Consider the following 24,016-nt stretch of genomic DNA (forward strand, 5'->3'; position numbering starts at 1 on the left):
AGTACGGTTCGCGTGTACCAAACATGTACACTTACGCTTCCGCCTTCCTCAAGTAACGCTTCACCTGCTCGATTCTGAAAGCCCGCTTTTTGAACTTTTACTGTAATAGTAGTTCAAAAACGGACTTTGATAACGATGATTATGCTAACGTTGCTTAGTCTGCATCGCATCTGAAAGCCCACATTTAAACCTTTATTTAATATTAATTACGTTTTGAAGTTACTTCGAAGATTGCAAATTTTAAATAATGACTTTCATTGACCCCTAAAATTAGTGGGTGATCCTTGCCTGCTGCACGCCATTCTACTAGGCGTAGTACTTTACCCGCATCTTTTGCTGCTTCTTGAATCGCTTCAAGGAACAGTTCGGGTCTCATATGGTATGAACAACTAGCGGTCACAAGATATCCACCTTCATTGACAAGCTTAAGTCCTTGTAAATTAATATCTTTATATCCACGCTTCGCTCCTTCAACGGCCGAACGGGTTTTTGCAAATGCCGGCGGGTCAAGTATAACTACATCCCATGAACGACCTTCATTTTCAAGTTTTTTAGATGTATCAACGCCGCCATTAGCGCGTTGTTTACGATCATCTAAACCTTTCACTTGAGTACGCAAATATTCGAAAGCATCCGCAACTACGAATTCTACACGATCAGTAAAACCGTTGCGCTCAACATTACGTTTCGCCGTATCAATCGCATGAGCAGATACGTCTAAGCAAGTGACTTGCTTAGCACCATATTTGCAAGCATGCAATGTGAAACTTCCAGTATGAGCAAAACATTCTAACACTGTCGCTCCATCCCAATAAGGGAATGTGACTTCTTTACCATTGCGATTAACTGGTGCAAGACGACCATCTTCAAGTTGCGATAATGCGATTCCACTACGTTCTCCCCAACCTTTCATTAAAGGTTCAAGAGATGCACGATTTTCACGTTGATCGAAGAAATAACCTGTTTTCTGACCTTGTACAATATCTACTTCCATCAATAAGCCATTTTCACTTATTTCAACAATGGAAGGACATTCGCCATAAATAACACCAGTACGCTCTTCTAATCCTTCAAGTTTACGAACACTTACATCACTACGTTCGTATATGCCCTTTGGTTGAAACACTTCAATAAGAGCTGAGATTAATGCTTCTTTATGCTTTTCCATACCTAGTGATAAAATTTGCAATACTAATACATTTTCAAAACGGTCGACAATTAAGCCTGGTAAAAAATCCGCCTCACCATATACTAATCGACAATCCTGATCTTTCACAAAACGAGCACGATGTATTTTACAACGTGTTAAGCGTTCTACAAAAAATTCGTGATCCATGGTCTCAATTGGTTCATAAGAAACGATTCGCACAGTTATTTGAGAAGCAGGGTTCCAATATCCTGTCGCCAAATATTTCCCGTTGTGGGCAACGACGTCTACTAAGCTACCAGGTTCAAGACCTTCCTGTGCTACTTGTTCTATTTCACTAGCGTATATCCAAGGATGAGCTTCCTCTACTCTCTTTTTACGTGCTTTTATTAGTTTTACTATTGCGTTCGCCATTGTGAATGTTCCTCTCTTGTTCTCAATTTGGATGAAGTGCTTGTCATGCTTGTCTAATCTAGTGCATAAGTTAAACATAAGACATTATGAAGGTGAAAGGATTCAAGACATGATAAGTGCAATTATCTTTCATAGTATTTTAGGGTTTTCGATCTTTATGTGCGGCATGAAATTAATGGAATTAGCATTATTCCGCCTAGGTGGACCTACTTTCTTGCGTCTATTAGAACGTTCTACTCGTACTCCACTTCACGGCCTAGTGCTTGGGACAGCGAGTAGTGCCTTCTTACAAAGTAGTACTGCTGTTACAGTATTATCAATTGGATTCGTTAATAGTCGATTACTACCGTTCTCACGTACATTAGGTATTATTCTCGGCACTAATATTGGAACTTGCCTTACGACTGAATTAATTGGACTAGAAATCAATCATCTTGCAAAACCATTAATGATAGGTGCTCTAATTCTATGGGGCATAACCGTTCTACTCGTCGAGTATCGCATTATCCCCGCATTATATCAATGGAAAGGTAGCGAGTATATCCGTTCACTATCCATTGTAATATTCGGATTTGGCACGCTGTTACTTGGATTAACCGTCATGCAAGGAATCGGTCCCGTTATTCAAAACACTGAATTATTTCATTGGTTTCTAGCGCAAGCGCAAACTACCCTTTGGTGGGGCATACTCTCGGGTGCTGTTCTAACAGCACTTATCCATAGTGGTGCAGCTGTTATCGGCATGATCATGGGTATCGCCGCACTTGGTGTACTTCCGCTAGATCTAAGTATTGCCATCGTTCTAGGATGTAATATTGGGACGTGTGTAACTGCAATTATCGCCTCACTTGGCGGTTCAAAAGGGGGACAATACGTAGCAATGGCGCATCTTGTCCTTAATATAGGAGGAGCATTATTATTCTTCCCATTTATCGATATGCTTGCAACAGCAGTTATGTGGACTACGACATCCATTGCAACGGCAATTGCACATGCACAAACTTTATTTAATATCATCTGTTCTTTCATTGCGCTGCCTATATGTTATATGAAATGGTTCAAACGATTCGACTAGTAAAGGTAGTTCAAAAAGCGGACTTTGATGACGATGTAACTCGTTGTAGTTTAGTCGCATCGAATATGAAGCGAACTTGGAAAGTACGGTTCGCGTGTACGTAATCATGTACACTTGCGCTTCCGCCTTTCTCAAGTAGCGCTCCATCTTCTCGGTTCTGAAAGCCCGCTTTTTGAACCTTTATTTAATAGTAAGTTCATAAAACAAACTACCTCTAATAATAAGCAAGAAAGGATTCCCTATCCTCTTCTTGTGAAAGAAGTATAAGAAATCCTTAATCTATATTCTCTGAAGGATTAATTTAGTATTAGGCCTGCATTGCAGTGCTTTGTGTATCGATTACATCAGAATAACGCTGTAACACGCGAACAAGCTGACCTTTACATTCATTCACGCCAGCCTCAGTAATTTTCACTCGGCAAATCTGACCAATAAGATCTTCAGATCCTTCAAATACAACAGTAATATAGTTATCAGAATGACCACTAATTAGACCGCTACCTTCAAAACCTTTATGCTCTCGCTCTGGGATAACGTCTAACAGTTGTCCGACAAACTTCTGGGCATAGTTCAATTGCATTTTTTCAGATAATTCAATGAGACGATGAACACGTTCATTTTTCACTTCTTCATCAACTTGATCATCCATACGTGCAGCAGGAGTACCTGTACGTTTGGAATATGGGAATACATGCATCTCGGAAAAACCTAGTTCTTCCATAAAACGATATCCCGCTTCAAATGATTCATCCGTTTCACCAGGAAAGCCTACAATAATATCAGTTGTAATAGCTACACCAGGCATCGCTTCTTGCAGACGTCTTACTTTCTCAGCAAATTGCTCCGTTGTATATTTTCGACGCATTCGCTTCAAGACGCTATTCTCACCCGCTTGAAGTGGTATATGTAAATGACGACACATTTTTGAAGATTTGTTGAGTACTTCAATCATCTCATCATCTATCTGACTAGCTTCAATCGAACTAATACGAATACGTTCCAAACCATCTACTTTATCCAAATCCCATAGAAGGCGCGTTAGATTGTAATCTTCCATATCGTCCCCGTACCCACCAGTATGAATACCAGTCAATACAATTTCTTTATAACCAGAGTTAACTAATTGATTCGCTTGTTCGATAACTGTTTGTGCTTCACGAGAACGAGACAAGCCACGTGACCATGGAATAATGCAGAATGTACAGAAGTTATTACAACCTTCTTGTATTTTCAGAAATGCTCGTGTGCGTTCTGTAAAGTTTGGCACATCAAGTTCCTCAAAATTACGAGTTTTCATAATGTTACGAACAGCATTAACTGGTTGGCGTTCTTCTTGAATTTGTTGTACATAGGTCATTATTTTATCGCGATCTTGTGTACCAATCACAAGATCGACGCCTTCGATCGCCATTATTTCCGCAGGAGAAGTTTGAGCATAGCAACCTGTAACAGCAATAATTGCATCAGGATTACGACGAACTGCACGACGAATAATTTGGCGACTTTTTTTGTCACCAGTATTCGTTACAGTACAAGTATTAATAAGATATACATCAGCGGTTGATTCAAAATCAACTTGCTCATAGTTATTGTCCTTAAAAACTTGCCAAATTGCCTCTGTATCGTAAAAATTCACTTTACAGCCTAGCGTATAAAATGCGACCGTTGACATAGGTCACACGCCTCCCATCTCACCCGATTCATATAGTATGCAGGATAAGCCTACTATTCCTGCTGTTTCAGCACGCAATATTCTTTTTCCTAAACCAACTAACTTAGCACCAGCACTTTCGGCTTGCGCAGCCTCTCGTTCAGCAAATCCGCCTTCTGGCCCTGCAATAAGCAATAAAGTAGGAGAACTGATACCAGCAGTTACACATTGTTCTTTGAATGGCTGGAGAACATTTCTTAGATGAATACCTTGACCATCTCCATCCACTTTCTCATAACAGAACAAAACAAGATCATACTGCTGGAAGCTATTAAGCAACTGCTTCCAACTAAGTGGCTCAGCAATGGTCGGAATGGTATTGCGATGCGCTTGTTCAGCTGCCTCTTTCGCAATTTTGCTCCAACGTTCAATCCGTTTAGCTTCTTTTTTGCGATCATATTGAACAATGACACGCTCAGACTCGAATGGAATGAACGATGTAGCGCCTATTTCCGTACATTTCTGAACGATAAGCTCCATCTTGTCGCCTTTAGGTAGCCCTTGTGCAATGGTAACTTTCCATCTCGACTCAGCATCAAGTGGCAATTGCTCAACGATGCTAAGCTGAACCTGCTTAGCCTCAAGCTCTGTTATTTCTGCTAGAACCGTTCGTTCGTGTCCGTCGCTTACAATAACTTGATCGCCTTCCTTCATCCGCATCACTCTAATAATATGATGTGCATCTTCATCTTGAATGACAATGCCATCTAGTACAAATTGCTCTTTGCTTACAAAATATCTTTGCATTCCATTCATCCTTTAATCAATATATCTACCTTAAACTCGCACCATATTTACAAATAAATACCTATAATATTGATATAAAGAAAGTCATAATACTTTCACTCATGTTCTGACCCAACATTAGTACAGGAGTAATCGTAACTGCTCTTAGTGGTGGAATAAATACAATTAGTAAAAATATTATTGATCCCCAATGAGCATTTTGATCCAACTTGTATCGTGTACGTAATGGAAGGAATTCTGAAACGATTCGATAGCCATCAAGTGGTGGCAACGGAATTAAGTTAAATACGAATAGCAAGAAGTTATATTGAATCATTAATCCAAAAAACAAAACAAGTGCATTGGTTACACCATCAGAACCTGCATAAAGCAATCCTGTCTTAGCTAAAATTACAAATGCAATAATTGAAATAATACCTAAAACTAAGTTACTCAACGGGCCAACTAATGACACGATAACACTCATGACCCGAGGATTTTTAAAGCGACTAGCTCTAACTGGCACCGGCTTCGCCCAACCAAAACCAGCAATAATGATTAGAATGAAACCTAACCAATCCAAATGCACCATCGGATTCAGTGAGACGCGACCTTCACGATAAGCCGTGTCATCACCAAATTTATAGGCACTATATGCATGAGCGAACTCATGCACAGTAAATGCAATTAGTAAAACCAATACGATAAACGGTAGTTCCTCAAACGGAAAGTTACTAAAGTTCATTAGTTCACCTGTGGCTTACGAGCAACAAAAGCAAGCCAATCCTCATCACGATGTTTGTCGGCAATTTCAAATCCTGCTGCTAATAATCCTTGTTCCACTAATTCTTCTTTGTTTTTCCAAATACCAGATGCAATATAAGTACCACCTGGCTTCAATGCTTCGTACACATCATCAACAAATAGCATGATTATCTCTGCCAAAATATTCGCGACAACAAGATCAACTGGTGGTTTAACTTTCAATTTATCTGTATCATCAGTACTTCTAAGTACGCCTAACAGATCACTTAGTTTTACTTCTGCACGATCCGATAAATTGTTCAAGTTAATGTTTTCGATCGCACTAGACACGGCAACTGGATCAAGATCTAATGCCAATACATTTTTCACACCAAGCTTCAACGCACCAATAGCTAATACTCCTGAACCTGTACCTACATCAATCATTTCCTCTCCACCTTTAATTACGGCTTCAAGTGTTTTCAAACAAAGTGATGTCGTCGGATGTGTACCTGTTCCGAAAGCCATACCCGGGTCAAGCTCAATAATGATTTCACCCTCTGATGAGTCATAGTGCTCCCAAGTTGGTTTAATCGTAATACGATCCGTAATTTTTATCGGATGGAAAAATTCTTTCCACGCATTAGCCCAATCATCGTCGTCAACTTCCACGTAAGAGTACACGACATCTCCTGGGTCGATGCCAAATTCTTTTAACTCTTCTACACGTGGCGTGATGTCAGCGATTAGCTGATCCATATCTACTTCCTCAGTGAAGTAACCTTTAATGATCGCAACTCCTTCAGGAATATCATTTAGAGCACGGTCATACCATTCACCATACTTCGTATCACGAGGTTTATTCATATTTTCTGACTCCTCAATCGATACACCACCTGCACCATTCTCATGCAAAAAATTCGATATCATTTCAGTTGCAACCTCTGTTGTTGCAATCGTAAGTTCATACCACTTCATTATGTATACCCTCCATCTCTTTACGGCACATTTACATTAAGCCTAATGTCTATTGTACAACAGCTAGATGCTATTGACAAAGTCTAGCTAGAAATCTTGAAAGAGTTTCTTGTAAACTATCATTTGATGTTGAACTAAGACATTGAGAAGGGTTGGTGGAACATTTCCGTAATCAAGGATTAGTCGATAAAATGAAAGGTTTCATTGATCGTACTGTTATGGTTAATCGCAACTCAAATGAATACGAGTAAGTTGTTATATTTATAAATAATGCATGGGATAAATATATTAAGGCAGTTACAAAGTGGTTGGGATTAATGACTTTGTAACTGCCTTTTTAATTGTATTGTAGTGTCAAATCAATAACTATAAATATAACCATCCTTGAACTTAATGATCAATTTGAAGCTTACTTGTTTAGTGAATTCCTCATCTATTATTAATTCCGGGTAGTCCTCTGCAAAGACAATCAGATGCTTATATGAATATTGTAAATTACCGTTTGGCTTGGCTTGTTCTGGTTCATATTCATTGTCAATTGCGAATTGCTCCAAAGTGACCGAAGGATCAATTACCCCAGCTGCAAGTGACACCTTGTATTTAGCTTCGATTTGATCATAATTACCCGAGTGCTGCTCTACTTGCTTAGTCACATCGATTTCGTCAAGCTGCTTGTTGTCTTTCCATACTTGAAATAATACCTTTTCCATTTCCATACCAGTAAATCCTAAATCTCTGATGGAAAATGAGTAGTCCAATTCCATCCTATCTTGTGAAGTTGAAGTTCCGCTACTATGTATGGAAACACGGTTTTCGTACATATCGTCAAAAAGTAGAAGTTGTTGCTCTGACACATTTAATTTCTTTTGCACTGTTGCAGCGCTTTTCTCCCATACATCAAATCGATAATTTTGATCAAGTGACATCTCTAGCTTAGTACCATATATCAGCCCACTTTGCTCAACTAAAGCCACTTCCTTCGAGCGATCATCATCTTGAGCACTATAGGAAATCGAAATTTCAGCTAACGGCGACACTTCTTTTAAAGTGACCATTAACTCGACTAGTGCTTTTTTCTGAATGGGATCAACATCCAGCAACGTATAGTCAACCAGAGCAATCTTGTCGGCTTGATTTCTCAACTCATTGCTCACTCCAACAATGTTGTTTTCTAAAGAAATCATACTATTTTGTATGGAGTTCATTCTGTCATTTGTTTGGGTTTCGTAATTGCTCAATTTCTTTCCGAGTGAACTTCCGAAAAATATCATTACGATTAGATTCAAAGCTAATAAGGCAATGATAAACTTCTGTTTATCCATAAAAAAACCTCCTATAGTTAACAGTGTTAAGTCCATCATATATGAACTGATTCCCACTGTATACCATAAGAGGGTAATATTAGACTACTCTTCAGTTGTCGTTCGTTATGTTACGATTTTTTATTTGCCCTATGAACGATTACACTTGTCCTATTTTGGTTCACATCTAATGCTTTTTGATCCTCATGATCATCTACTGTTAATTCCTCTGCAAATTCCTCTTCATCCCAGTTAACAGGCAAATTACCGAAATTAACTTTTTTCATTTCATTGTTCTCGTTATACATACGATGTCCTCCCCTACTTTTGATCAAACTTTTTCGATTGATTAGTTTCATTGGAAGCAATTTAGCTCATCGGCTATAGTATGAACATGCTGAGAAGATCTATTCATCTTGTTAATCTGAACAACTTTTATGAAAAAACAAAAAGAGGACCCTACCTACGAATAGGTACAGAATCCTCTCCCTTATTTGGATTGATTACTCTCCACGAAAAGCCTTTTTCATTTTATCAAAAATGGATTCATGGTGTTCTTCCGTTACTGTAGTAGCTGGTTCACTGGAGCCACCAAATTGACGAAGCAATTCTTTTTGCTCATCTGATAGCTTAGTTGGCGTTACAAGAGTGACTTTCACATGTTGATCACCAGCACCAATTCCACGAAGCTTAGGTACACCTTTACCTTTCAGGCGGAAGTATGTGCCTGTTTGAGTACCTGCTGGAATTTTCAGCTTAACTCGTTCATTCAATGTCGGAATTTCGATCTCAGCACCTAATGCAGCTTGCACGAAGTTAATCGGCACTTCACAATAGATGTCATCTCCTTCACGATCAAAGAATTCGTGACTCTTCACGCGTAGAACAATGTAAAGATCACCCGCTGGGCCACCTTTTAATCCACCTTCGCCTTCGCCACTAATGCGAATTTGAGATCCTTCATCAACACCTGCAGGAATATTGACTTTAATACGGCGTTGTTTCTTCACACGACCTTCGCCATGACAAGTTGTACATTTCTCTGGAATAATTTTACCAGTTCCACGACAAGTCTGACATACACGTCGGTTAGCAATACGACCAAATGGTGTATTCTGAACCACTTCTTGTTGTCCTGAACCATGACATGTCGAACATGTTTTTGGTGTTGTTCCAGGTTTTGCACCTGTTCCCGTACATGTGTCGCAATTTTCTGTTCTAGGAATCGTAATTTCTGTTTCTTTACCAAATACCGCTTCCTTGAATTCAATTGTCATCGTATATTGCAAGTCATTACCACGTTGTGGGGCGTTAGGATCACGTTGTCTACCTCCGCCACCACCAAAGAACATATCAAATATATCTCCAAAACCGCCTCCGAAGTCAGCGCCACCGCCGCCCATGCCTTGGTTTGGATCAACATGACCAAAACGATCATAAGTATCACGTTTGCCATCATCACTTAGTACATCGTAAGCTTCTTTCACTTCTTTGAACTTCGTCTCTGCATCTGCTTCCTTATTAACGTCTGGATGATACTGACGTGCTAATTTACGATATGCCTTCTTTACATCTTCTGCTGAGGCGTCTTTACCAACACCTAGCACTTCATAATAATCACGTTTATTTGCCAATTGATCTCACCTCCATCTATTGTATTAATATAAGTGCAATGTTGTTATTTGTCACCTTAAATGCAACTAAAGCCATAAAAGCGAAGCGCGCTTACTTGTACGTAAGCAATCTTTAACCACCAAGCCTTCATACAACTACGAAACTTAACATCGTTTTACCTGTCAGCACCAAGAAGATGCCATGAAGCTAGCGAAGCGAAGCGCGCAGCGTACGTACTTGGTACGTGAGTACTGGAGCGACCGATGAATGGCATATTCGCAGCCAAATAAACAACGTTAGCATAATCTTCGTGATCACAGGTAAAAAGAGGTCAAAGGCAGGGGTAGCCTGTCTTTGACCTCTCACCCGTTACATATTACTTGTTGTCATCTACTACTTCATAGTCAGCATCAACAACATTATCTTTACCTTTTGCGGAACCTTCTGCTTGAGCTGGTTCACCTTGACCTTCAGCTTGCGCTGCTTGTTCGTAAAGTTTTGTGGACAATTGTTGTACGATTTCCATCAATGCATCAGTAGCTGATTTGATCGACTCAAGATCATCAGTAGCAATAGCAGCTGTAACTTTTTCTTTTGCTTCATTAGCTTTAGCAACTTCAGCTTCGTCAACTTTACCTTCAAGATCTTTTAAAGTTTTCTCCGTTTGGTATACAAGTTGGTCAGCACTGTTTTTCGCTTCTACTAGTTCTTTACGTTTGTTATCTTCTTCAGCATGAAGTTCTGCTTCTTTCATCATTGCTTCGATATCAGCGTCGCTTAAGCCGCCTGAAGAAGTGATTGTAATATTTTGGCTCTTACCTGTACCTTTATCAAGAGCAGAAACGTTAACAATACCGTTCGCATCGATATCAAATGTTACTTCGATTTGAGGTACACCACGTGGTGCTGGTGGAATATCATTCAATTGGAAACGACCTAGTGTTTTATTACCAGCTGCCATTGAACGCTCACCTTGTAGAACATGAATTTCTACACCTGGTTGGTTGTCAGCATATGTGGAATAAACTTGAGATTTACTAGTAGGAATCGTAGTATTACGATCGATCATTTTAGTAAATACGCCACCTGCTGTTTCAATTCCAAGAGATAGTGGAGTTACGTCTAGAAGAACAACGTCTTTAACATCACCAGTTAATACACCTGCTTGAACAGCTGCACCAAGTGCAACTACTTCATCTGGGTTAACGCCTTTATGAGGCTCTTTACCGATTAGTTTTTTAACTGCATCTTGTACAGCTGGGATACGAGTAGAACCACCAACTAGTACTACGCGATCGATTTCACTAGTAGAAAGACCAGCATCTTTCAATGCTTGACGAGCAGGAACCATTGTACGCTCAACAAGAGCAGCAGAAATCTCATCGAATTTCGCACGAGTTAAGTTTAACTCTAAATGTTGAGGTACGCTATCTACCATAGTAATGAACGGCAATGAAATTGTCGTCGTTAATACACCAGAAAGCTCTTTCTTAGCTTTTTCAGCAGCATCTTTAAGACGTTGTACAGCTGATTTATCTTTAGAAAGGTCTACACCTTGTTCTTTTTTGAATTCAGCAACGATGTAATCAATGATCACTTGGTCAAAGTCGTCACCACCAAGCATGTTGTCACCGCTTGTAGCTTTAACTTCGAAGAAACCATCACCAAGTTCAAGAATGGATACGTCAAACGTACCACCACCAAGGTCATAAACTAGAATAGTTTGATCTTCTGATTTTTCCATACCGTATGCAAGTGCTGCAGCAGTAGGCTCGTTGACGATACGTAAAACTTCTAGGCCAGCGATTTTACCAGCATCTTTAGTTGCTTGACGTTGGCTATCATTGAAGTATGCAGGAACTGTAATTACTGCTTGAGTTACAGTTTGACCAAGATAAGCTTCTGCATCAGACTTAAGTTTTTGTAAAATAATTGCAGAAATTTCTTGAGGAGAATATTCTTTTCCATCAATCGTTTCTTTATGGTTACTACCCATATGACGCTTAATAGACATAATCGTACGGTCAGGGTTAGTAATCGCTTGACGTTTTGCAGTTTCACCTACAATACGCTCACCATCTTTTTTGAAACCTACAACAGATGCAGTCGTACGACTACCTTCTGGGTTTGGAATTACGACAGCTTCTCCGCCTTCCATAACAGCAACGCAAGAGTTTGTTGTACCTAAGTCAATACCAATAACTTTACTCATTTTAATTTCCTCCTAAAATATTTGTGGCTTCACGAAGTAACTTCTATGTAACAGATAGTTACTTCGAAAGCATAATATAATTATTTATATTGTTTTTGAAGTCTTTTTCCCATTAGGGGTTCAAGACAGCATTGAAACGAAACCCAGCAACGTGTACGGCATGAGTACACGAGCGGTCAATCTTTCGCCCGAATCTTCCAATAGAGGTTCAAAAAGTGGGCTTTCAGAACCGAGCAGTTGAGACGCTACTTGAGAAAGGCGGAAGCGCAAGTGTACATGATTACGTACACGCGAACCTACAATGTTTCTGCAAGAAACATACATCGGAAGCGTATGCCGCACTTTCCAAGTTTGTTTCAAATGCGATGTCGAATAAGGTACGTTAACAACCTCATCGTTATCAAAGTCCACTTTTTGAACTATCCCCTAATTAGCCGCTTACTTTAACCATCGCTGGTCTTATTACCTTATCCTTAATCAAGAAACCTTTTTGAAGTTCTTCGACGATAATTCCTTCTTCATATTCATCAGTTTCAACAGTCATAACTGCTTGATGATATTCAGGATTGAATGGTTGACCAATCGTCTCCATCGTTGATAAACCTTCAGCTTCCATCGTACTCATAAGGAGACGGTAAATCATGTCTACACCTTTTGCCAAAGCATCATAATCTTGATTAGCAGCAGATGCTGCAATAGCACGATCAAAATTATCAACAGTAGGAAGTAAATTTTCGACTAGTTTAGCTGATGCATATTTCGCAAGCTCTTCTTTTTCCTTCTGAGTTCTACGACGGAAATTATCATAGTCTGCTTGAACTCTAAGTAATTTTTGCCCAGCCTCGTCTAATTGAGCTAACAATTCAGCTGTTTGCGAATCTACCTCAGTCACCTCGTTAACTTGCGGCTCTTGGGCAGCATGTTGGGTAGTCTCATCCATCTCTTCGTGATTCATATTTGAATCGACCTGCTCATTAGCAGTATCAACGAATTCATTTGTTTTCTTCTTAGTACTCACCCTATCACCTCCTTGAATTAGTTCGATCTTACTTATTTATACCAACGACTCATTGCTGTACCCACATCTTTGGAAATAAGATCTAAGTAACGAATTACTTTTTCATATTCCATTCGAGTTGGGCCGAGAATTCCAATCGTTCCAAGTACGTTTCCATCTAGCGCATAAGTTGCTGTAATTAAACTACAATCTGTGATGGCTATATGATCATTTTCCGACCCAATCCGAACTTGTATCCCTTGTGGAGATGCAGAAAACAACTTCATTACTGTAGGTGTCTCCTCTAGCATATCCAGAATCGTCTTAACCTTATCAACATCTTTAAACTCGGGCTGAATCAACATATTGGTAGCACCACTCATAAATACGCGATGTTCATCCCCTTGTTTCAACGCGTCATCTATTACATTAAGAAGGCCTTCAAAATGGCCGACATAGCGTTCAAGTTCTTGACCTACCTCAGCATACAGTTTCGCTTTCAAATGAAAGAGCGGTACACCTGCAAGTTTCGCATTCAAAATATTCGTCACTTGCTGTAATTGGTCCATTGATAATCCTTGAGGCAATTGTATCGTACGATTTTCAACATGCCCTGTATTCGTAACAATTATCGCAACGGCAGTCGTATCAGTTAATGGGATTAAACCAAAATGCTGCAAGGCATTTGTAAATAGTTCAGGTCCTAGTAGAATAGATGTGTAATTGGTTAAATTGGATAATACAAGTGCTGCATGTTGGATAACTTGTTCCATACGATTCATCTCATCTGTTACAAATGAGCGAATGACGGAATGATCAATTTCAGAAGTCTCAGTTTTATTAATTAGATGATCAACATAATAACGATAACCTCTAGTTGAAGGAATACGACCTGCAGATGTATGTGGTTGTTCAAGGAATCCAAGTTCCTCTAAGTCAGCCATCTCATTACGAATGGTTGCTGGACTATAACCAATATCATCACGCTTAGAAATGCTCCTTGATCCGACCGGTTCTGCTGATCGGATATAATCATCCACTATCGCTTTTAAAATCAACCTTTGTCGTTCTGTTAGCATTTCACATTCCTCCATTCTTAAGATGTAATACTTATTATAACCATTTCGTTAGCACTCATCAACCCCGAGTGCTAATCGTTAATACAAAAATACCAAATCGGTCTGATTATTGTCAAGTCGATTTGGTATTTATCTTCATAATTTATAGGATTTTTTTCATAACTGCGATTTCATCGCATGCATGACGCTTAGGACAGCTAATACAATCTGTCCACACTTTTTCAGGAAAAATCTCTTTATCAACTACTGTAAAGTTATTTCTCAAAAAGAATGATACCGCATATGTTAACGCCATTATTTTACTAATGCCCTGCTCTTGTGCATTTTCAATCAGGCGATCTACAATTTTCCCACCAATGCCATAACCTTTATAACCGTCTGTCATCCCTAATGAACGAATTTCTACTAGATCATCGCCTAGTCTCGTTAATGCCCCGCATCCAACGAATTTCCCATCCACTTCAGCAACGACAAAAGTATCTATACTACGAATAAGTGCTTCCTTCGAACGAGGCAGCATAATTCCTTTCTCAGCGTAACCTTTAATTAATTGATACAAAGACTCCACATCATCCGACGTAGCGTTTCTACATAAAACATGTAGTGTTTGCATAGCTGCCTTCACCTCCGAAAAGTACTCATTCATAATTATACAGTCAATATGAATGAATATACATCATTTCAGAGAATTATGCAATCCTATTTATTCACTATCTTCGAGAAATGCTGCAAACACTTCATTGCCTAGTAACAGCCCTTTATCCGTTAAGCGGTAGATGACATCATCTTGTATTTCAACACGTTCTAACAAGCCTTTGTTCATTTGATCATTGATGATCGTTCCAAAATGATATTCTAACGTTTCATTAGGAAATTGTGTATGGAATACGGAAGATTTAACACCGTCTGCGAGACGTAAACCAACCATCATAAAGTCTTCCATAGCATCTTTTTCAGATACCTCAAATTGGTCTAGTCGAGGCAATTTAGTCTTACACGCTTCAATATAAGGCTGAACACCTTTAATATTCACATGTCGCTGGCGATTAACATAGCCATGTGCACCAGTTCCTAGCCCATAATAAGGTTCGTTACGCCAATAAGTAGAATTATGTTTACTCTCGAAACCAGGCTTAGCGAAATTGCTGATCTCATAATGTTTATAGCCACGTTCTTTGATTCTCTCCATTAATAGGAGAAACATTGCATATTCATCATCTTCATGAGGAAGTACCAATTGATTACTTTCATAAAGTTTGTGGAACAATGTGTTTTCTTCAATTTTCAAGCTATATAGTGAGTAATGAGGTAAATCAAGCTCTAGTGCTTTACGAACGCTATCTTCTAATAATTCCACAGTTTGACCAGGTAGGCCAAACATTAAGTCGATCGACATATTCGTAAAACCAATCGCTCTTGCATTTTCAAGGCTACGGTACACGTCATCTACTTCATGTATTCGACCAATTCTTTTCAATAATTCATTATTAAACGACTGAACACCAAAACTAAGGCGATTGACACCTCCATCGAACATCGCCTGTAGCTTATCCTTGTCCGTTGTCCCAGGATTAGCTTCCATTGAAAATTCAACATCATCTGCTAATGGAAACCAGCGTCTTACGGAAGCAAGAAACTTCTCCATCTGCGGCGGTGTTAATACCGTTGGTGTTCCTCCGCCAACAAATACGGTTTTGATTATCTCCGGCCTCCATAGCTCGACCGTACGTTGCATCTCAAGCTCAAGTGCATCTAAGTAGGCATCAACCGGTTGTCCCTTCAATATATAAGAAGTAAAGTCACAATAATGACATTTATTCGTACAAAACGGGATGTGAATATATAATGCTTGTGGTATCGGCTGCATTTGGTAACCTCCTAAAACTTCTCATATACTTTCTGTATTGCTTCAAGCGAATGAAAAGTAGCTTCGTAAGCATCGTCTAAAACTTTGCGTTGCCATCATATAAAAAAAGGGTTGCCCATTATCGCTCCTCGAAACGACGATTGGGCAACCCTAAATAGCTACTTCATCTGTTTAATGAAGTGTATGTTATTCCATTAATCTTCGTCGATCTTCAGAACCGCCATGAAAGCTTCTTGAGGCACTTCAACGCTACCTACTTGCTTCATACGTTTCTTACCTTCTTTTTGCTTCTCAAGCAATTTACGTTTACGGCTAATGTCACCACCGTAACATTTTGCAAGAACGTTTTTACGCATCGCTTTTACTGTTTCACGAGCGATAATTTTCGTTCCAATCGAAGCTTGAATCGGCACTTCAAACATTTGTCTAGGAATAAGACCTTTTAGTTTTCCACAAATGATACGACCACGATGGAATGCACGATCACGGTGAACGATGACAGATAACGCATCGACTTGTTCTCCATTCAACATAATATCCATCTTCACTAGATTAGAACGACGATAGCCAGTAAGCTCATAGTCGAATGAAGCGTAGCCTTTTGTACCTGACTTCAATTGATCAAAGAAATCATATACTATTTCAGCTAGCGGCATTTCGTAAATGATCGTTACTCGGTTTTCATCCAAATATTCCATATTAACAAACTCACCACGTTTGTTTTGACAAAGCTCCATAACTGTTCCAACATAATCATTTGGAACAATGATACTCGCTTTAACATAAGGCTCTTCAACATAATCTAATTTTCCCACTTCTGGATAGTTAGAAGGATTGTCGATATTGAACTTCTCACCATTCGTTAAAGTGATTTGGTAAATAACGCTTGGTGCTGTTGTAATTAACGGAATATTGAACTCACGCTCAATACGTTCCTGAATGATTTCCATATGCAATAGACCAAGGAAACCACAACGGAATCCAAATCCAAGTGCTGTTGAAGATTCTGGTTCGTAACGTAATGATGCATCGTTAAGTTCAAGCTTCTCAAGCGCATCACGAAGATCATTATAATCTGTTGAATCAATCGGATATAGACCGCAGTATACCATCGGATTAATACGGCGGTAACCAGGCAATGCCTCAGGTGCAGGTTTAATTGCGTCAGTAATCGTATCACCGACACGAGTATCCTTCACATTTTTAATACCTGCTACAACAAATCCTACATCACCGACACGTAATTCATCAATTACTGTAGCTTTAGGAGCAAATACTCCAACTTCGATAACTTCAAATTCCGCTTTAGTTGCCATAAATCTGATTTTCTGACCTGCTTTAATGCTACCATCCATGACTCGAACATATACGATAACACCTTTGTATGCATCATAATGCGAGTCAAAGATTAATGCTTTTAACGGTTGGTCAGGATCGCCTGTAGGTGCTGGTACTTTTTCAACAACTTGTTCAAGTATCTCAACAATTCCGATACCTGCTTTTGCTGAAGCGAGTACAGCCTCACTAGCATCAATTCCGATAACATCCTCTACTTCTTGCCTAACACGCTCAGGCTCTGCACTTGGCAAATCAATTTTGTTAATAACCGGAAGAATCTCAAGATTATTATCTAGTGCCAAATACACATTCGCCAAAGTTTGTGCTTCAATCCCTTGCGCCGCATCCACGACTAACAATGCCCCTTCACAAGCAGCTAAGCTACGTGAAACCTCATATGTAAAATCGACATGCCCTGGCGTATCAATGAGATTAAGAATGTAGTCTTCTCCATCTTTTGCACGATACGATAATCGAACGGATTGCAATTTAATTGTTATTCCGCGCTCACGCTCAAGATCCATATTATCTAGAAACTGAGCTTGCATTTCACGGGAAGTTAACGAGCCCGTTACTTCTAATAAGCGGTCTGCTAATGTTGACTTACCATGGTCAATATGAGCAATAATAGAAAAATTTCTAATTTTCTTCTGTCTTTCACGAACGTCGGTCATGCCAAACCCCCACACAATCCTTGAATGAAATCAATCAACCTATTATAACAGTAAGAGTTGGGTACAGCAATGGACAAGGTTGAAAACTTTTCAAGCGATACTCAAATAGAGCATCGCTTGAACAAAAATATGATTTATTTAACATCTGTCGACTATGCTACAGCGGCGTTACATCGTGATCACAAGTGATTGTTTTGAACTACCTTCTAATAAAAGTTCAAAACATTTACTTGTCAGCTCCAAGAAGATGACTCACAGCGAAAACGAGTAGCACAGCGTACGTTATTTAGTACGTGAGCACACGCAGGCTTTCGATGGGAGCCATATTCGATGTCGACTATGCTACAGCGCGTTACATCGTGATCACAAGTGATTGTTTTGAACTTCCCCTATTAATTTATGACTTTACTGAATAGCTGAGCGATATACTGCATCCCCGAACTAGAAGCATTTTGCAACACACCAGAAGTTGTATCTGCGAGTCGATTAACAGCAGGTTGCTCTGCAGCTTCATTAAGTAGTAATTGAGATTGTAAATTTGTCTTTTCATTCTCCAAAGTCTGCTTCTTCAAGCGAGCAACCTCTTGTTCAAGTGCCACAATCTCTTGTTCAAGTGGCGAAAGTGAAGGATCTATCGTTACTGTTTCTGAGGATGAATTGGTTGTATTAGGCGCTTGATATGCGTCATTTGGTTGTAGTGCAACAGATTGTTGTGGGGACAACGGTCCATATACTCTCTCGATGCCAGTTGTAGTCATCTCCAACATATAAAGTACAATGATCGTCATCGCGCTTCCTACTAATAACCACTTCCAAGCTTTACCTCGAAACATTTCGTTCACTCTTCCTTTCATTTTCAATTTAACAATTTATTGCGTTTCTATTGTTGTTTACTTTCTTCATATATTTCAGAAATAATTTCGGCAAGCACATCCGCTGTACGGTATGATTCTTCTAATGTATTCTCTACTCCACCAATCTCAATCAGTACATTTTGCTCTGCTAGAGATTGATTGTACTCTGCATTACCAGTAGTAGCAGTTTTCCCTAATATACCTCGTGATAAACCTGGATAATTCTCTTCTATCTTCTCATTTATCTTTTTAGCAAATGCTTCGTTTTCTTTCCAATTCGTATTTCGTTGTCCAATAACGAAATATACTTGTGCGTAACTGACTCCATCAATTTCTGCAGTTGTATATTTGCGCGCTTGTGAATCACGATGTAGATCAAAGAAAAACTTAAGATTTTCATTGCTAGCAATTGCTTCTTTTACAGTCTTTTTTGAATACTTGTAACTATAATTCCATTCGTAATTAGGTACAGTGGTTGGATAATCGGTAGTAGACACCATTGCCCCCATGCCCCGTTTCTCAAGTTGTTGTGCCAATCGCTCTCCGACTAAAGTTATATTTTTCTCTTTGGAGCTAGCATTGCTTTCGCCTTCTTGAATTTCACTATTCCATGACTCCCGATTATGAGTATGATAGATAAATACGATACTATCGTCACCCTTTACTGAAGCAACATCATTCGGCTTTGTCGTTGGTTCTAAAGGTACAATTTCATTAGATTCCTCACCATTTTTCGGCGTATTCCATTTATCTAGTAAGTCATTCATCTGCTGATGATCTAGTCCATCATCAATAGCGACTGTATTTGCACTACTTTTGCTTCCATCTAACAGTTGCTTAAATAACGATAGACCGAGTTGACCCAATGAAAGTGTTTGATCAGATTGATATGAAGCATATAAGGGCAATTCCTCCGCTAGTATTCCTTGTACATATTGATTATCCACTTGAAGATTAAGTCCTGATTCTGTTTTCACATTAGCTTCAGCTAAATTCACTCGAATTAACGCTCCCGCACCTATAACTACAACCGCAACCATAGTAACCAGTACCATAATTGTAAAACGTTTAGCATACTTCCATATTTCATTCAATTCATTCCAATCTTGCTCATTGTGTGGAATTGTCATTCTTCTTTCCAATGTGGGTCTCCCCTTTCTCTCTATCACTTGTCTAGTAATCTATTAATACTCTATGAAAATACGAAGAATAGTAGAACAATTTTTTATTTTATAGTTATAAGTTCGGTAGGCAGGTATTCAAATCGCAATTAACTCATGTAAAATCAAAAAGCCACTAGAAAAATAGCTTCGTGCTACCTTCTAGTGGCTTACATGTATAATTATTTCACTTCGTTACAAAATCCGCCGTTTAAGTTTCAACTTTACCTTTACATTAATGCGTGTAGGCAGCTACATTACTTGTATCAATGGCCTCATGTAATGCAGCATTCAATCCACTTGCAATAATATTACCAATGTCTTCTATAAACTCATCAATTTCTTTCGGTGTCACGAGCATATTATGTCCAATTGGGTCTAGTACTTCTTTTACAAATGTTAAACGTTCCTGTTCGCTCATCTTGTTCAACAATCCAAAAATCCGATCATTATCCCCATCTTCTTTTGATAGGTGATTGCGCATTAGATCAATCGTATTGTTCACAATTGTCGCTGCATAAAGTACCGTTGGCACTCCAATCGCAATCGTTTTAACGCCTAAACTTTCGAAAGTCAGACCTTTGCGTTTATTTCCGATACCTGATCCAGGATGAATACCAGTATCTGCGATTTGTATCGTTGTGTTTACACGTTCAATTGATTTAGAAGCAAGGGCATCGATTGCGATAACTAGATCAGGTTGAGATTGATCCACAATACCTTTCACGATTTCACTTGACTCGATTCCAGTAATGCCTAACACTCCAGGGGAAACCGCACTTACTGGTCGATACCCAGGTGCTACATCATTAGGCATTAACTCAAAGAAATGCCTTGTCACCATAACATTTTCTACAACGATTGGTCCAAGTGCATCAGGTGTTACATTCCAGTTGCCTAAACCTACAATAAGTATTTTTGCATCTTTGGGAATTTCTAAACGAACAAGAAATTGCTCAAATTCTTTAGCCATAGCTGTTGCTACTCTATCCTGTAACTTTGTATCTCCATTACGCAATTCAGGCACTTCAAGAGTGACATAGTGACCAATCATTTTACCTATAGCATTAGAACCGGCTTGATCTTGGACATGATGCCTAGTAATCTTAATTCCATTATCACCCGCAGTTTCCATTGCAACGCCTGCTATTGTGCCCCCACTTAGTTCCACTGCCATCTCAACGGCTTCTAAGGCAAGATCAGTTCGAACATTATATTGTTGCATATCAATTGAAGTCATTATTTTCCCACCTTCTCATCACGTTGTAACCATATTGTTAGCGATATATATTCATTTCATGCAATATTGATTTTATTGATTAAAACCGCTCTGCTATTGCTTTTTAATGTGCATCATGATAATATATTTTAAGTTGTGTTGATAAGGTTTCTGGAAAGAAACGCTTGACTAGTCTAGGAGGTGAATTCCATGCCAAACATTAAATCCGCTATCAAACGTGTTAAAACGAATGAAAAACGTCGTGCTTTGAACGCTTCTCAACGTTCTGCTCTTCGTTCTGCAGTTAAAGTTGCTGATGTAGCAATTGCAGGCACTGATGTTGAAGTAGCTAAATCTGCTTTGATCAATGCTTCAAAAAAATTGGACAAGGCTGTAACTAAAGGCCTAATTCATAAAAATGCTGCTGCTCGTAAAAAATCTCGTCTTGCTAAAAAACTTAACGCTCTTAGCGCTCAAGCATAATAGCCGATGAACGATAAAATCCTCACCTTTTTCAAGGAGAGGATTTTTTTATGTTTATTTTTAGTTGTTTATCACAAAACTATAAAACAAAACCCAGCAATGTGTACGGGGCGAGTACACAAGCGATCAAAGCACGAAGCTTCCAATAATGGTTCAAAAAGTGGGCTTTCAGAACCGAGAAGATGACGCGCTACTTGAGGAAGGAGGAAGCGCCAGTGTACGTTATTGGTACACGCGACCCGGACTTCCCAAGTTCGCTTCATATTCGATGTCGATTATGTTACGAAGCCAATCACCGTTATCAAAGCCCGCTTTTTGAACTACCTTAATGAGAGAATTGCATTCGATATGTACTTCCTAGTGACAGTATATACAACTCTAACCCCAGCGCTTTATCGATTTGACCTGTTTTCATACCATAATCTAGATCAGCCAATGAACTTAATAATAGTGCTAATTGCTTGATTTCATAATGTCTTGCTTTTTCTGCAGCAAGCTTCACACTATAAGGATGCGCACCAAGAATACCTGCCATTTGCTGAGGGCTGTAGTGATGTTGTTCGAGTTCTTTAATCTGTAGCATCATCCGCAATTGACGTGCGATAAGTGCTACTAGTTTTATTGGCTCTTCTTTCCTAACTAATAGTTCACGATACATAGAAAGTGCTGTCGTTAACTTAATATTGACGATAGCATCTACTAGTGCGAAGACATCCTCTTCTACAGTAGTTGTAGTCAACTGTGCAACTAATTCCTCTGTAATCTTCCCACCATCACCAACATGCAAACAAAGCTTGTTCAGTTCTTGTGAAAGTTGCTGCATAGATACACCAACGCGACTAATAAGTAGCTCTGCACCTTCAACTTGCAAAGATCTTCCTTGATCGCTTGCTAGTTTAGTTAGCCACTGTTTCAATTGATTGTGATCTAGCTCCGGAAAATGAACAACGCAACGTCTTTCTTTCATCTGTTTAACTAGCTTTTTACGTTCATCTAATTTTTCTGCATACACTGCAAAAATAATGATAGAACTCTCAAGTGGATACTCCATATACTTCATTAAGGAGTCAGTAAGATGTTCTACCTTGTTACTCTCTTTAGCAGCTGCACACATAATTGAACTATCTCTGACAATAATTAATTTTTTATCAAGAAAGAATGAAGGTGACTCCGCTTCAAGCACAATTTCTTCCAATGGTGTCTCAGACGTATCAAACTTAATTATCCCCATGCCTTGTTCTTCATCAGTAAACACTTTGTTCTTAACTAGATCTATAAATTGTTCCATCCGATAACGATCTTTTCCGTATACAACATAAAATGGCTTGAAATAACCATTTTGAACATCTTTTATCACATCTCTTGCTTCCATCTTACCACCACCTGAATGATCTCATCTACTTATAGAGGTTGTTTGGTTTTAACGACACAAAGTGTAACACTGTCTTACTAAAAGTGCAATAATTGTTCTATTTCTATACATTAGTATTTTCATCTTTTTAGCTACTAAGTAAGCTAAGTGTCGTTTGTTCCCGTTCAATTAGGTATAATGGAAGTTAGCCATTCATTATATACATTGGAGGAATTGATTTGCATACTAAACAGAGTCTAATGAAACAGCTTGAAAGTGCAGCAATTAATAAATATGGTACTATTCTAATGCACTCCTCGATGAAGAGCATCGGTGACGTTGAAGGCGGTGCAGATACCGTCTTGGATGCACTATCACAATATATGCAAGAAGGGCTATTAGTTTTGCCGACACACACTTGGTCATATATAAAAACGGATAACCCTAAGTTCTATGTAGAATCCTCTCCAGTATGTGTAGGTATTCTACCTGAACTGTTTCGAAATCGTGAAGGCGTGCAACGCTCACTCCATCCGACGCATTCTGTCGCTGCTTTAGGTCAAGATGCTGCTTCATTCATAGCAGGTGCCGAGATGTTCGATACACCTTGTCATCGTGAATCGGTATGGGGGAAACTGTTAGATCGGAAAGCTCAGATACTTTTAGTAGGTGTTGACCAAAGGAGAAATACATTTATTCACGGAATAGAGGAATGGATCGACATACCAGGTAGACTGACAGATGATCATCAGAAGCTATATACCATTCTACCTGATGGAACGGAAATAGAGGTACCGTCTCGTAGACACCATGGCTTATCTTGGTCAGAGCATTTTTGGAAGGTAGAAAAACTTCTTGAGCAGCAAGGTGCCATTTACAAAGCACCATTTGGTGATGCCGTTACGTGGGTATGCGACACTGTAAAATTAACTGATATTCTGACAGCTATGCTGCTACAAAACCCAGATTTATTTTCAGATAACGAGCCTCTACAAGTTTAATTTGCAATCTATAACATTGAAGTACTGTTGTTTACCATTACACCTTGCAGATCATTAATCTAAAGCAAGGG

At 39.1% G+C, this 24,016-nt stretch carries 21 protein-coding genes; 3 read left to right on the forward strand and 18 right to left on the reverse strand.

Annotated elements, in window-relative coordinates:
* Positions 1-202: 202 nt before the first annotated feature.
* Positions 203-1,561, reverse strand: coding sequence for a class I SAM-dependent rRNA methyltransferase (locus tag NAG76_21325; GenBank protein ID URN94331.1), 1,359 nt, complete (start codon positions 1,559-1,561; stop codon positions 203-205).
* Positions 1,562-1,670: 109 nt separating this feature from the next.
* On the opposite strand from NAG76_21325, the gene NAG76_21330 reads away from it, so the two are divergent.
* Entirely contained in the window at positions 1,671-2,636 is a 966-nt protein-coding gene (locus NAG76_21330) for a Na/Pi symporter (protein URN94332.1), read from the forward strand.
* 307 nt (positions 2,637-2,943) lie between these two features.
* On the opposite strand, the gene mtaB is transcribed toward NAG76_21330, so the two are convergent.
* The 16 genes from mtaB to gpr all read right to left on the reverse strand — a co-directional run bounded on the left by mtaB (position 2,944) and on the right by gpr (position 21,131).
* Complete coding sequence (mtaB, locus tag NAG76_21335) at positions 2,944-4,308, reverse strand: tRNA (N(6)-L-threonylcarbamoyladenosine(37)-C(2))-methylthiotransferase MtaB (protein URN94333.1); 1,365 nt, start codon at positions 4,306-4,308, stop codon at positions 2,944-2,946.
* A gap of 3 nt (positions 4,309-4,311) precedes the next feature.
* Positions 4,312-5,094, reverse strand: coding sequence for a 16S rRNA (uracil(1498)-N(3))-methyltransferase (locus NAG76_21340; GenBank protein URN94334.1), 783 nt, complete (start codon positions 5,092-5,094; stop codon positions 4,312-4,314).
* Positions 5,095-5,155: 61 nt separating this feature from the next.
* Positions 5,156-5,818: a site-2 protease family protein gene (locus NAG76_21345; GenBank protein URN94335.1), complete on the reverse strand. Its 663-nt coding sequence runs from the start codon at positions 5,816-5,818 to the stop codon at positions 5,156-5,158.
* Positions 5,818-6,795, reverse strand: a complete 978-nt coding sequence (gene prmA, locus NAG76_21350; protein URN94336.1) for a 50S ribosomal protein L11 methyltransferase — start codon at positions 6,793-6,795, stop codon at positions 5,818-5,820. Before prmA ends, NAG76_21345 begins: the two co-directional genes overlap by 1 nt.
* A gap of 359 nt (positions 6,796-7,154) precedes the next feature.
* Positions 7,155-8,117 carry a hypothetical protein gene (locus tag NAG76_21355; protein URN94337.1) on the reverse strand — a complete coding sequence of 321 codons (963 nt, stop codon included), beginning with the start codon at positions 8,115-8,117 and terminating at the stop codon, positions 7,155-7,157.
* 110 nt (positions 8,118-8,227) lie between these two features.
* Positions 8,228-8,404 carry a hypothetical protein gene (locus NAG76_21360; GenBank protein ID URN94338.1) on the reverse strand — a complete coding sequence of 59 codons (177 nt, stop codon included), beginning with the start codon at positions 8,402-8,404 and terminating at the stop codon, positions 8,228-8,230.
* A 195-nt stretch (positions 8,405-8,599) separates the two neighbouring features.
* Positions 8,600-9,730 (reverse strand): molecular chaperone DnaJ, encoded by a 1,131-nt coding sequence (dnaJ, locus tag NAG76_21365; protein URN94339.1) that lies wholly within the window; start codon positions 9,728-9,730, stop codon positions 8,600-8,602.
* A 356-nt stretch (positions 9,731-10,086) separates the two neighbouring features.
* Positions 10,087-11,922 carry a molecular chaperone DnaK gene (dnaK, locus tag NAG76_21370; protein URN94340.1) on the reverse strand — a complete coding sequence of 612 codons (1,836 nt, stop codon included), beginning with the start codon at positions 11,920-11,922 and terminating at the stop codon, positions 10,087-10,089.
* A gap of 430 nt (positions 11,923-12,352) precedes the next feature.
* Positions 12,353-12,940 (reverse strand): nucleotide exchange factor GrpE, encoded by a 588-nt coding sequence (gene grpE, locus NAG76_21375; GenBank protein ID URN94341.1) that lies wholly within the window; start codon positions 12,938-12,940, stop codon positions 12,353-12,355.
* Between the two features lie 32 nt (positions 12,941-12,972).
* Positions 12,973-13,998 (reverse strand): heat-inducible transcriptional repressor HrcA, encoded by a 1,026-nt coding sequence (hrcA, locus tag NAG76_21380; GenBank protein ID URN94342.1) that lies wholly within the window; start codon positions 13,996-13,998, stop codon positions 12,973-12,975.
* A 142-nt stretch (positions 13,999-14,140) separates the two neighbouring features.
* Complete coding sequence (locus tag NAG76_21385) at positions 14,141-14,611, reverse strand: N-acetyltransferase (GenBank protein ID URN94343.1); 471 nt, start codon at positions 14,609-14,611, stop codon at positions 14,141-14,143.
* 90 nt (positions 14,612-14,701) lie between these two features.
* On the reverse strand, positions 14,702-15,865 hold the full coding sequence (gene hemW, locus NAG76_21390) for a radical SAM family heme chaperone HemW (GenBank protein ID URN94344.1): 1,164 nt from the start codon (positions 15,863-15,865) through the stop codon (positions 14,702-14,704).
* 194 nt (positions 15,866-16,059) lie between these two features.
* Positions 16,060-17,877 (reverse strand): translation elongation factor 4, encoded by a 1,818-nt coding sequence (lepA, locus tag NAG76_21395; protein URN94345.1) that lies wholly within the window; start codon positions 17,875-17,877, stop codon positions 16,060-16,062.
* Positions 17,878-18,269: 392 nt separating this feature from the next.
* Positions 18,270-18,710, reverse strand: coding sequence for a hypothetical protein (locus NAG76_21400; protein ID URN94346.1), 441 nt, complete (start codon positions 18,708-18,710; stop codon positions 18,270-18,272).
* A 47-nt stretch (positions 18,711-18,757) separates the two neighbouring features.
* Positions 18,758-19,873, reverse strand: a complete 1,116-nt coding sequence (locus NAG76_21405; protein URN94347.1) for a stage II sporulation protein P — start codon at positions 19,871-19,873, stop codon at positions 18,758-18,760.
* Positions 19,874-20,126: 253 nt separating this feature from the next.
* Positions 20,127-21,131, reverse strand: a complete 1,005-nt coding sequence (gene gpr, locus NAG76_21410; GenBank protein URN94348.1) for a GPR endopeptidase — start codon at positions 21,129-21,131, stop codon at positions 20,127-20,129.
* Between the two features lie 189 nt (positions 21,132-21,320).
* Here gpr and rpsT point away from each other — a divergent pair, with 189 nt between their 5' ends.
* Positions 21,321-21,593, forward strand: coding sequence for a 30S ribosomal protein S20 (gene rpsT, locus NAG76_21415; protein ID URN94349.1), 273 nt, complete (start codon positions 21,321-21,323; stop codon positions 21,591-21,593).
* A 325-nt stretch (positions 21,594-21,918) separates the two neighbouring features.
* Here rpsT and holA read toward each other — a convergent pair whose 3' ends face one another.
* On the reverse strand, positions 21,919-22,965 hold the full coding sequence (gene holA, locus NAG76_21420; GenBank protein ID URN94350.1) for a DNA polymerase III subunit delta: 1,047 nt from the start codon (positions 22,963-22,965) through the stop codon (positions 21,919-21,921).
* 218 nt (positions 22,966-23,183) lie between these two features.
* Here holA and NAG76_21425 point away from each other — a divergent pair, with 218 nt between their 5' ends.
* Positions 23,184-23,945 (forward strand): AAC(3) family N-acetyltransferase, encoded by a 762-nt coding sequence (locus NAG76_21425; GenBank protein ID URN94351.1) that lies wholly within the window; start codon positions 23,184-23,186, stop codon positions 23,943-23,945.
* Positions 23,946-24,016 lie beyond the last annotated feature (71 nt).

Origin of the sequence: Candidatus Pristimantibacillus lignocellulolyticus (assembly GCA_023639215.1) — a bacterium.
GTDB classification, from domain to species: Bacteria; Bacillota; Bacilli; order Paenibacillales; family Paenibacillaceae; genus Pristimantibacillus; species Pristimantibacillus lignocellulolyticus.

What these genes read in the sequence shown, in the direction of transcription:
- NAG76_21400 (URN94346.1), bottom strand. Translation starts at nt 18,710, where the DNA reads ATGTTTCGAGGTAAAGCTTGGAAGTGGTTATTAGTAGGAAGCGCGATG.
- dnaK (URN94340.1), bottom strand. Translation starts at nt 11,922, where the DNA reads ATGAGTAAAGTTATTGGTATTGACTTAGGTACAACAAACTCTTGCGTT.
- prmA (URN94336.1), bottom strand. Translation starts at nt 6,795, where the DNA reads ATGAAGTGGTATGAACTTACGATTGCAACAACAGAGGTTGCAACTGAA.
- hemW (URN94344.1), bottom strand. Translation starts at nt 15,865, where the DNA reads ATGCAGCCGATACCACAAGCATTATATATTCACATCCCGTTTTGTACG.
- hrcA (URN94342.1), bottom strand. Translation starts at nt 13,998, where the DNA reads ATGCTAACAGAACGACAAAGGTTGATTTTAAAAGCGATAGTGGATGAT.
- rpsT (URN94349.1), top strand. Translation starts at nt 21,321, where the DNA reads ATGCCAAACATTAAATCCGCTATCAAACGTGTTAAAACGAATGAAAAA.
- holA (URN94350.1), bottom strand. Translation starts at nt 22,965, where the DNA reads ATGGAAGCAAGAGATGTGATAAAAGATGTTCAAAATGGTTATTTCAAG.
- NAG76_21340 (URN94334.1), bottom strand. Translation starts at nt 5,094, where the DNA reads ATGCAAAGATATTTTGTAAGCAAAGAGCAATTTGTACTAGATGGCATT.
- NAG76_21330 (URN94332.1), top strand. Translation starts at nt 1,671, where the DNA reads ATGATAAGTGCAATTATCTTTCATAGTATTTTAGGGTTTTCGATCTTT.
- lepA (URN94345.1), bottom strand. Translation starts at nt 17,877, where the DNA reads ATGACCGACGTTCGTGAAAGACAGAAGAAAATTAGAAATTTTTCTATT.
- mtaB (URN94333.1), bottom strand. Translation starts at nt 4,308, where the DNA reads ATGTCAACGGTCGCATTTTATACGCTAGGCTGTAAAGTGAATTTTTAC.
- NAG76_21345 (URN94335.1), bottom strand. Translation starts at nt 5,818, where the DNA reads ATGAACTTTAGTAACTTTCCGTTTGAGGAACTACCGTTTATCGTATTG.
- NAG76_21355 (URN94337.1), bottom strand. Translation starts at nt 8,117, where the DNA reads ATGGATAAACAGAAGTTTATCATTGCCTTATTAGCTTTGAATCTAATC.
- NAG76_21325 (URN94331.1), bottom strand. Translation starts at nt 1,561, where the DNA reads ATGGCGAACGCAATAGTAAAACTAATAAAAGCACGTAAAAAGAGAGTA.
- NAG76_21385 (URN94343.1), bottom strand. Translation starts at nt 14,611, where the DNA reads ATGCAAACACTACATGTTTTATGTAGAAACGCTACGTCGGATGATGTG.
- NAG76_21360 (URN94338.1), bottom strand. Translation starts at nt 8,404, where the DNA reads ATGTATAACGAGAACAATGAAATGAAAAAAGTTAATTTCGGTAATTTG.
- gpr (URN94348.1), bottom strand. Translation starts at nt 21,131, where the DNA reads ATGACTTCAATTGATATGCAACAATATAATGTTCGAACTGATCTTGCC.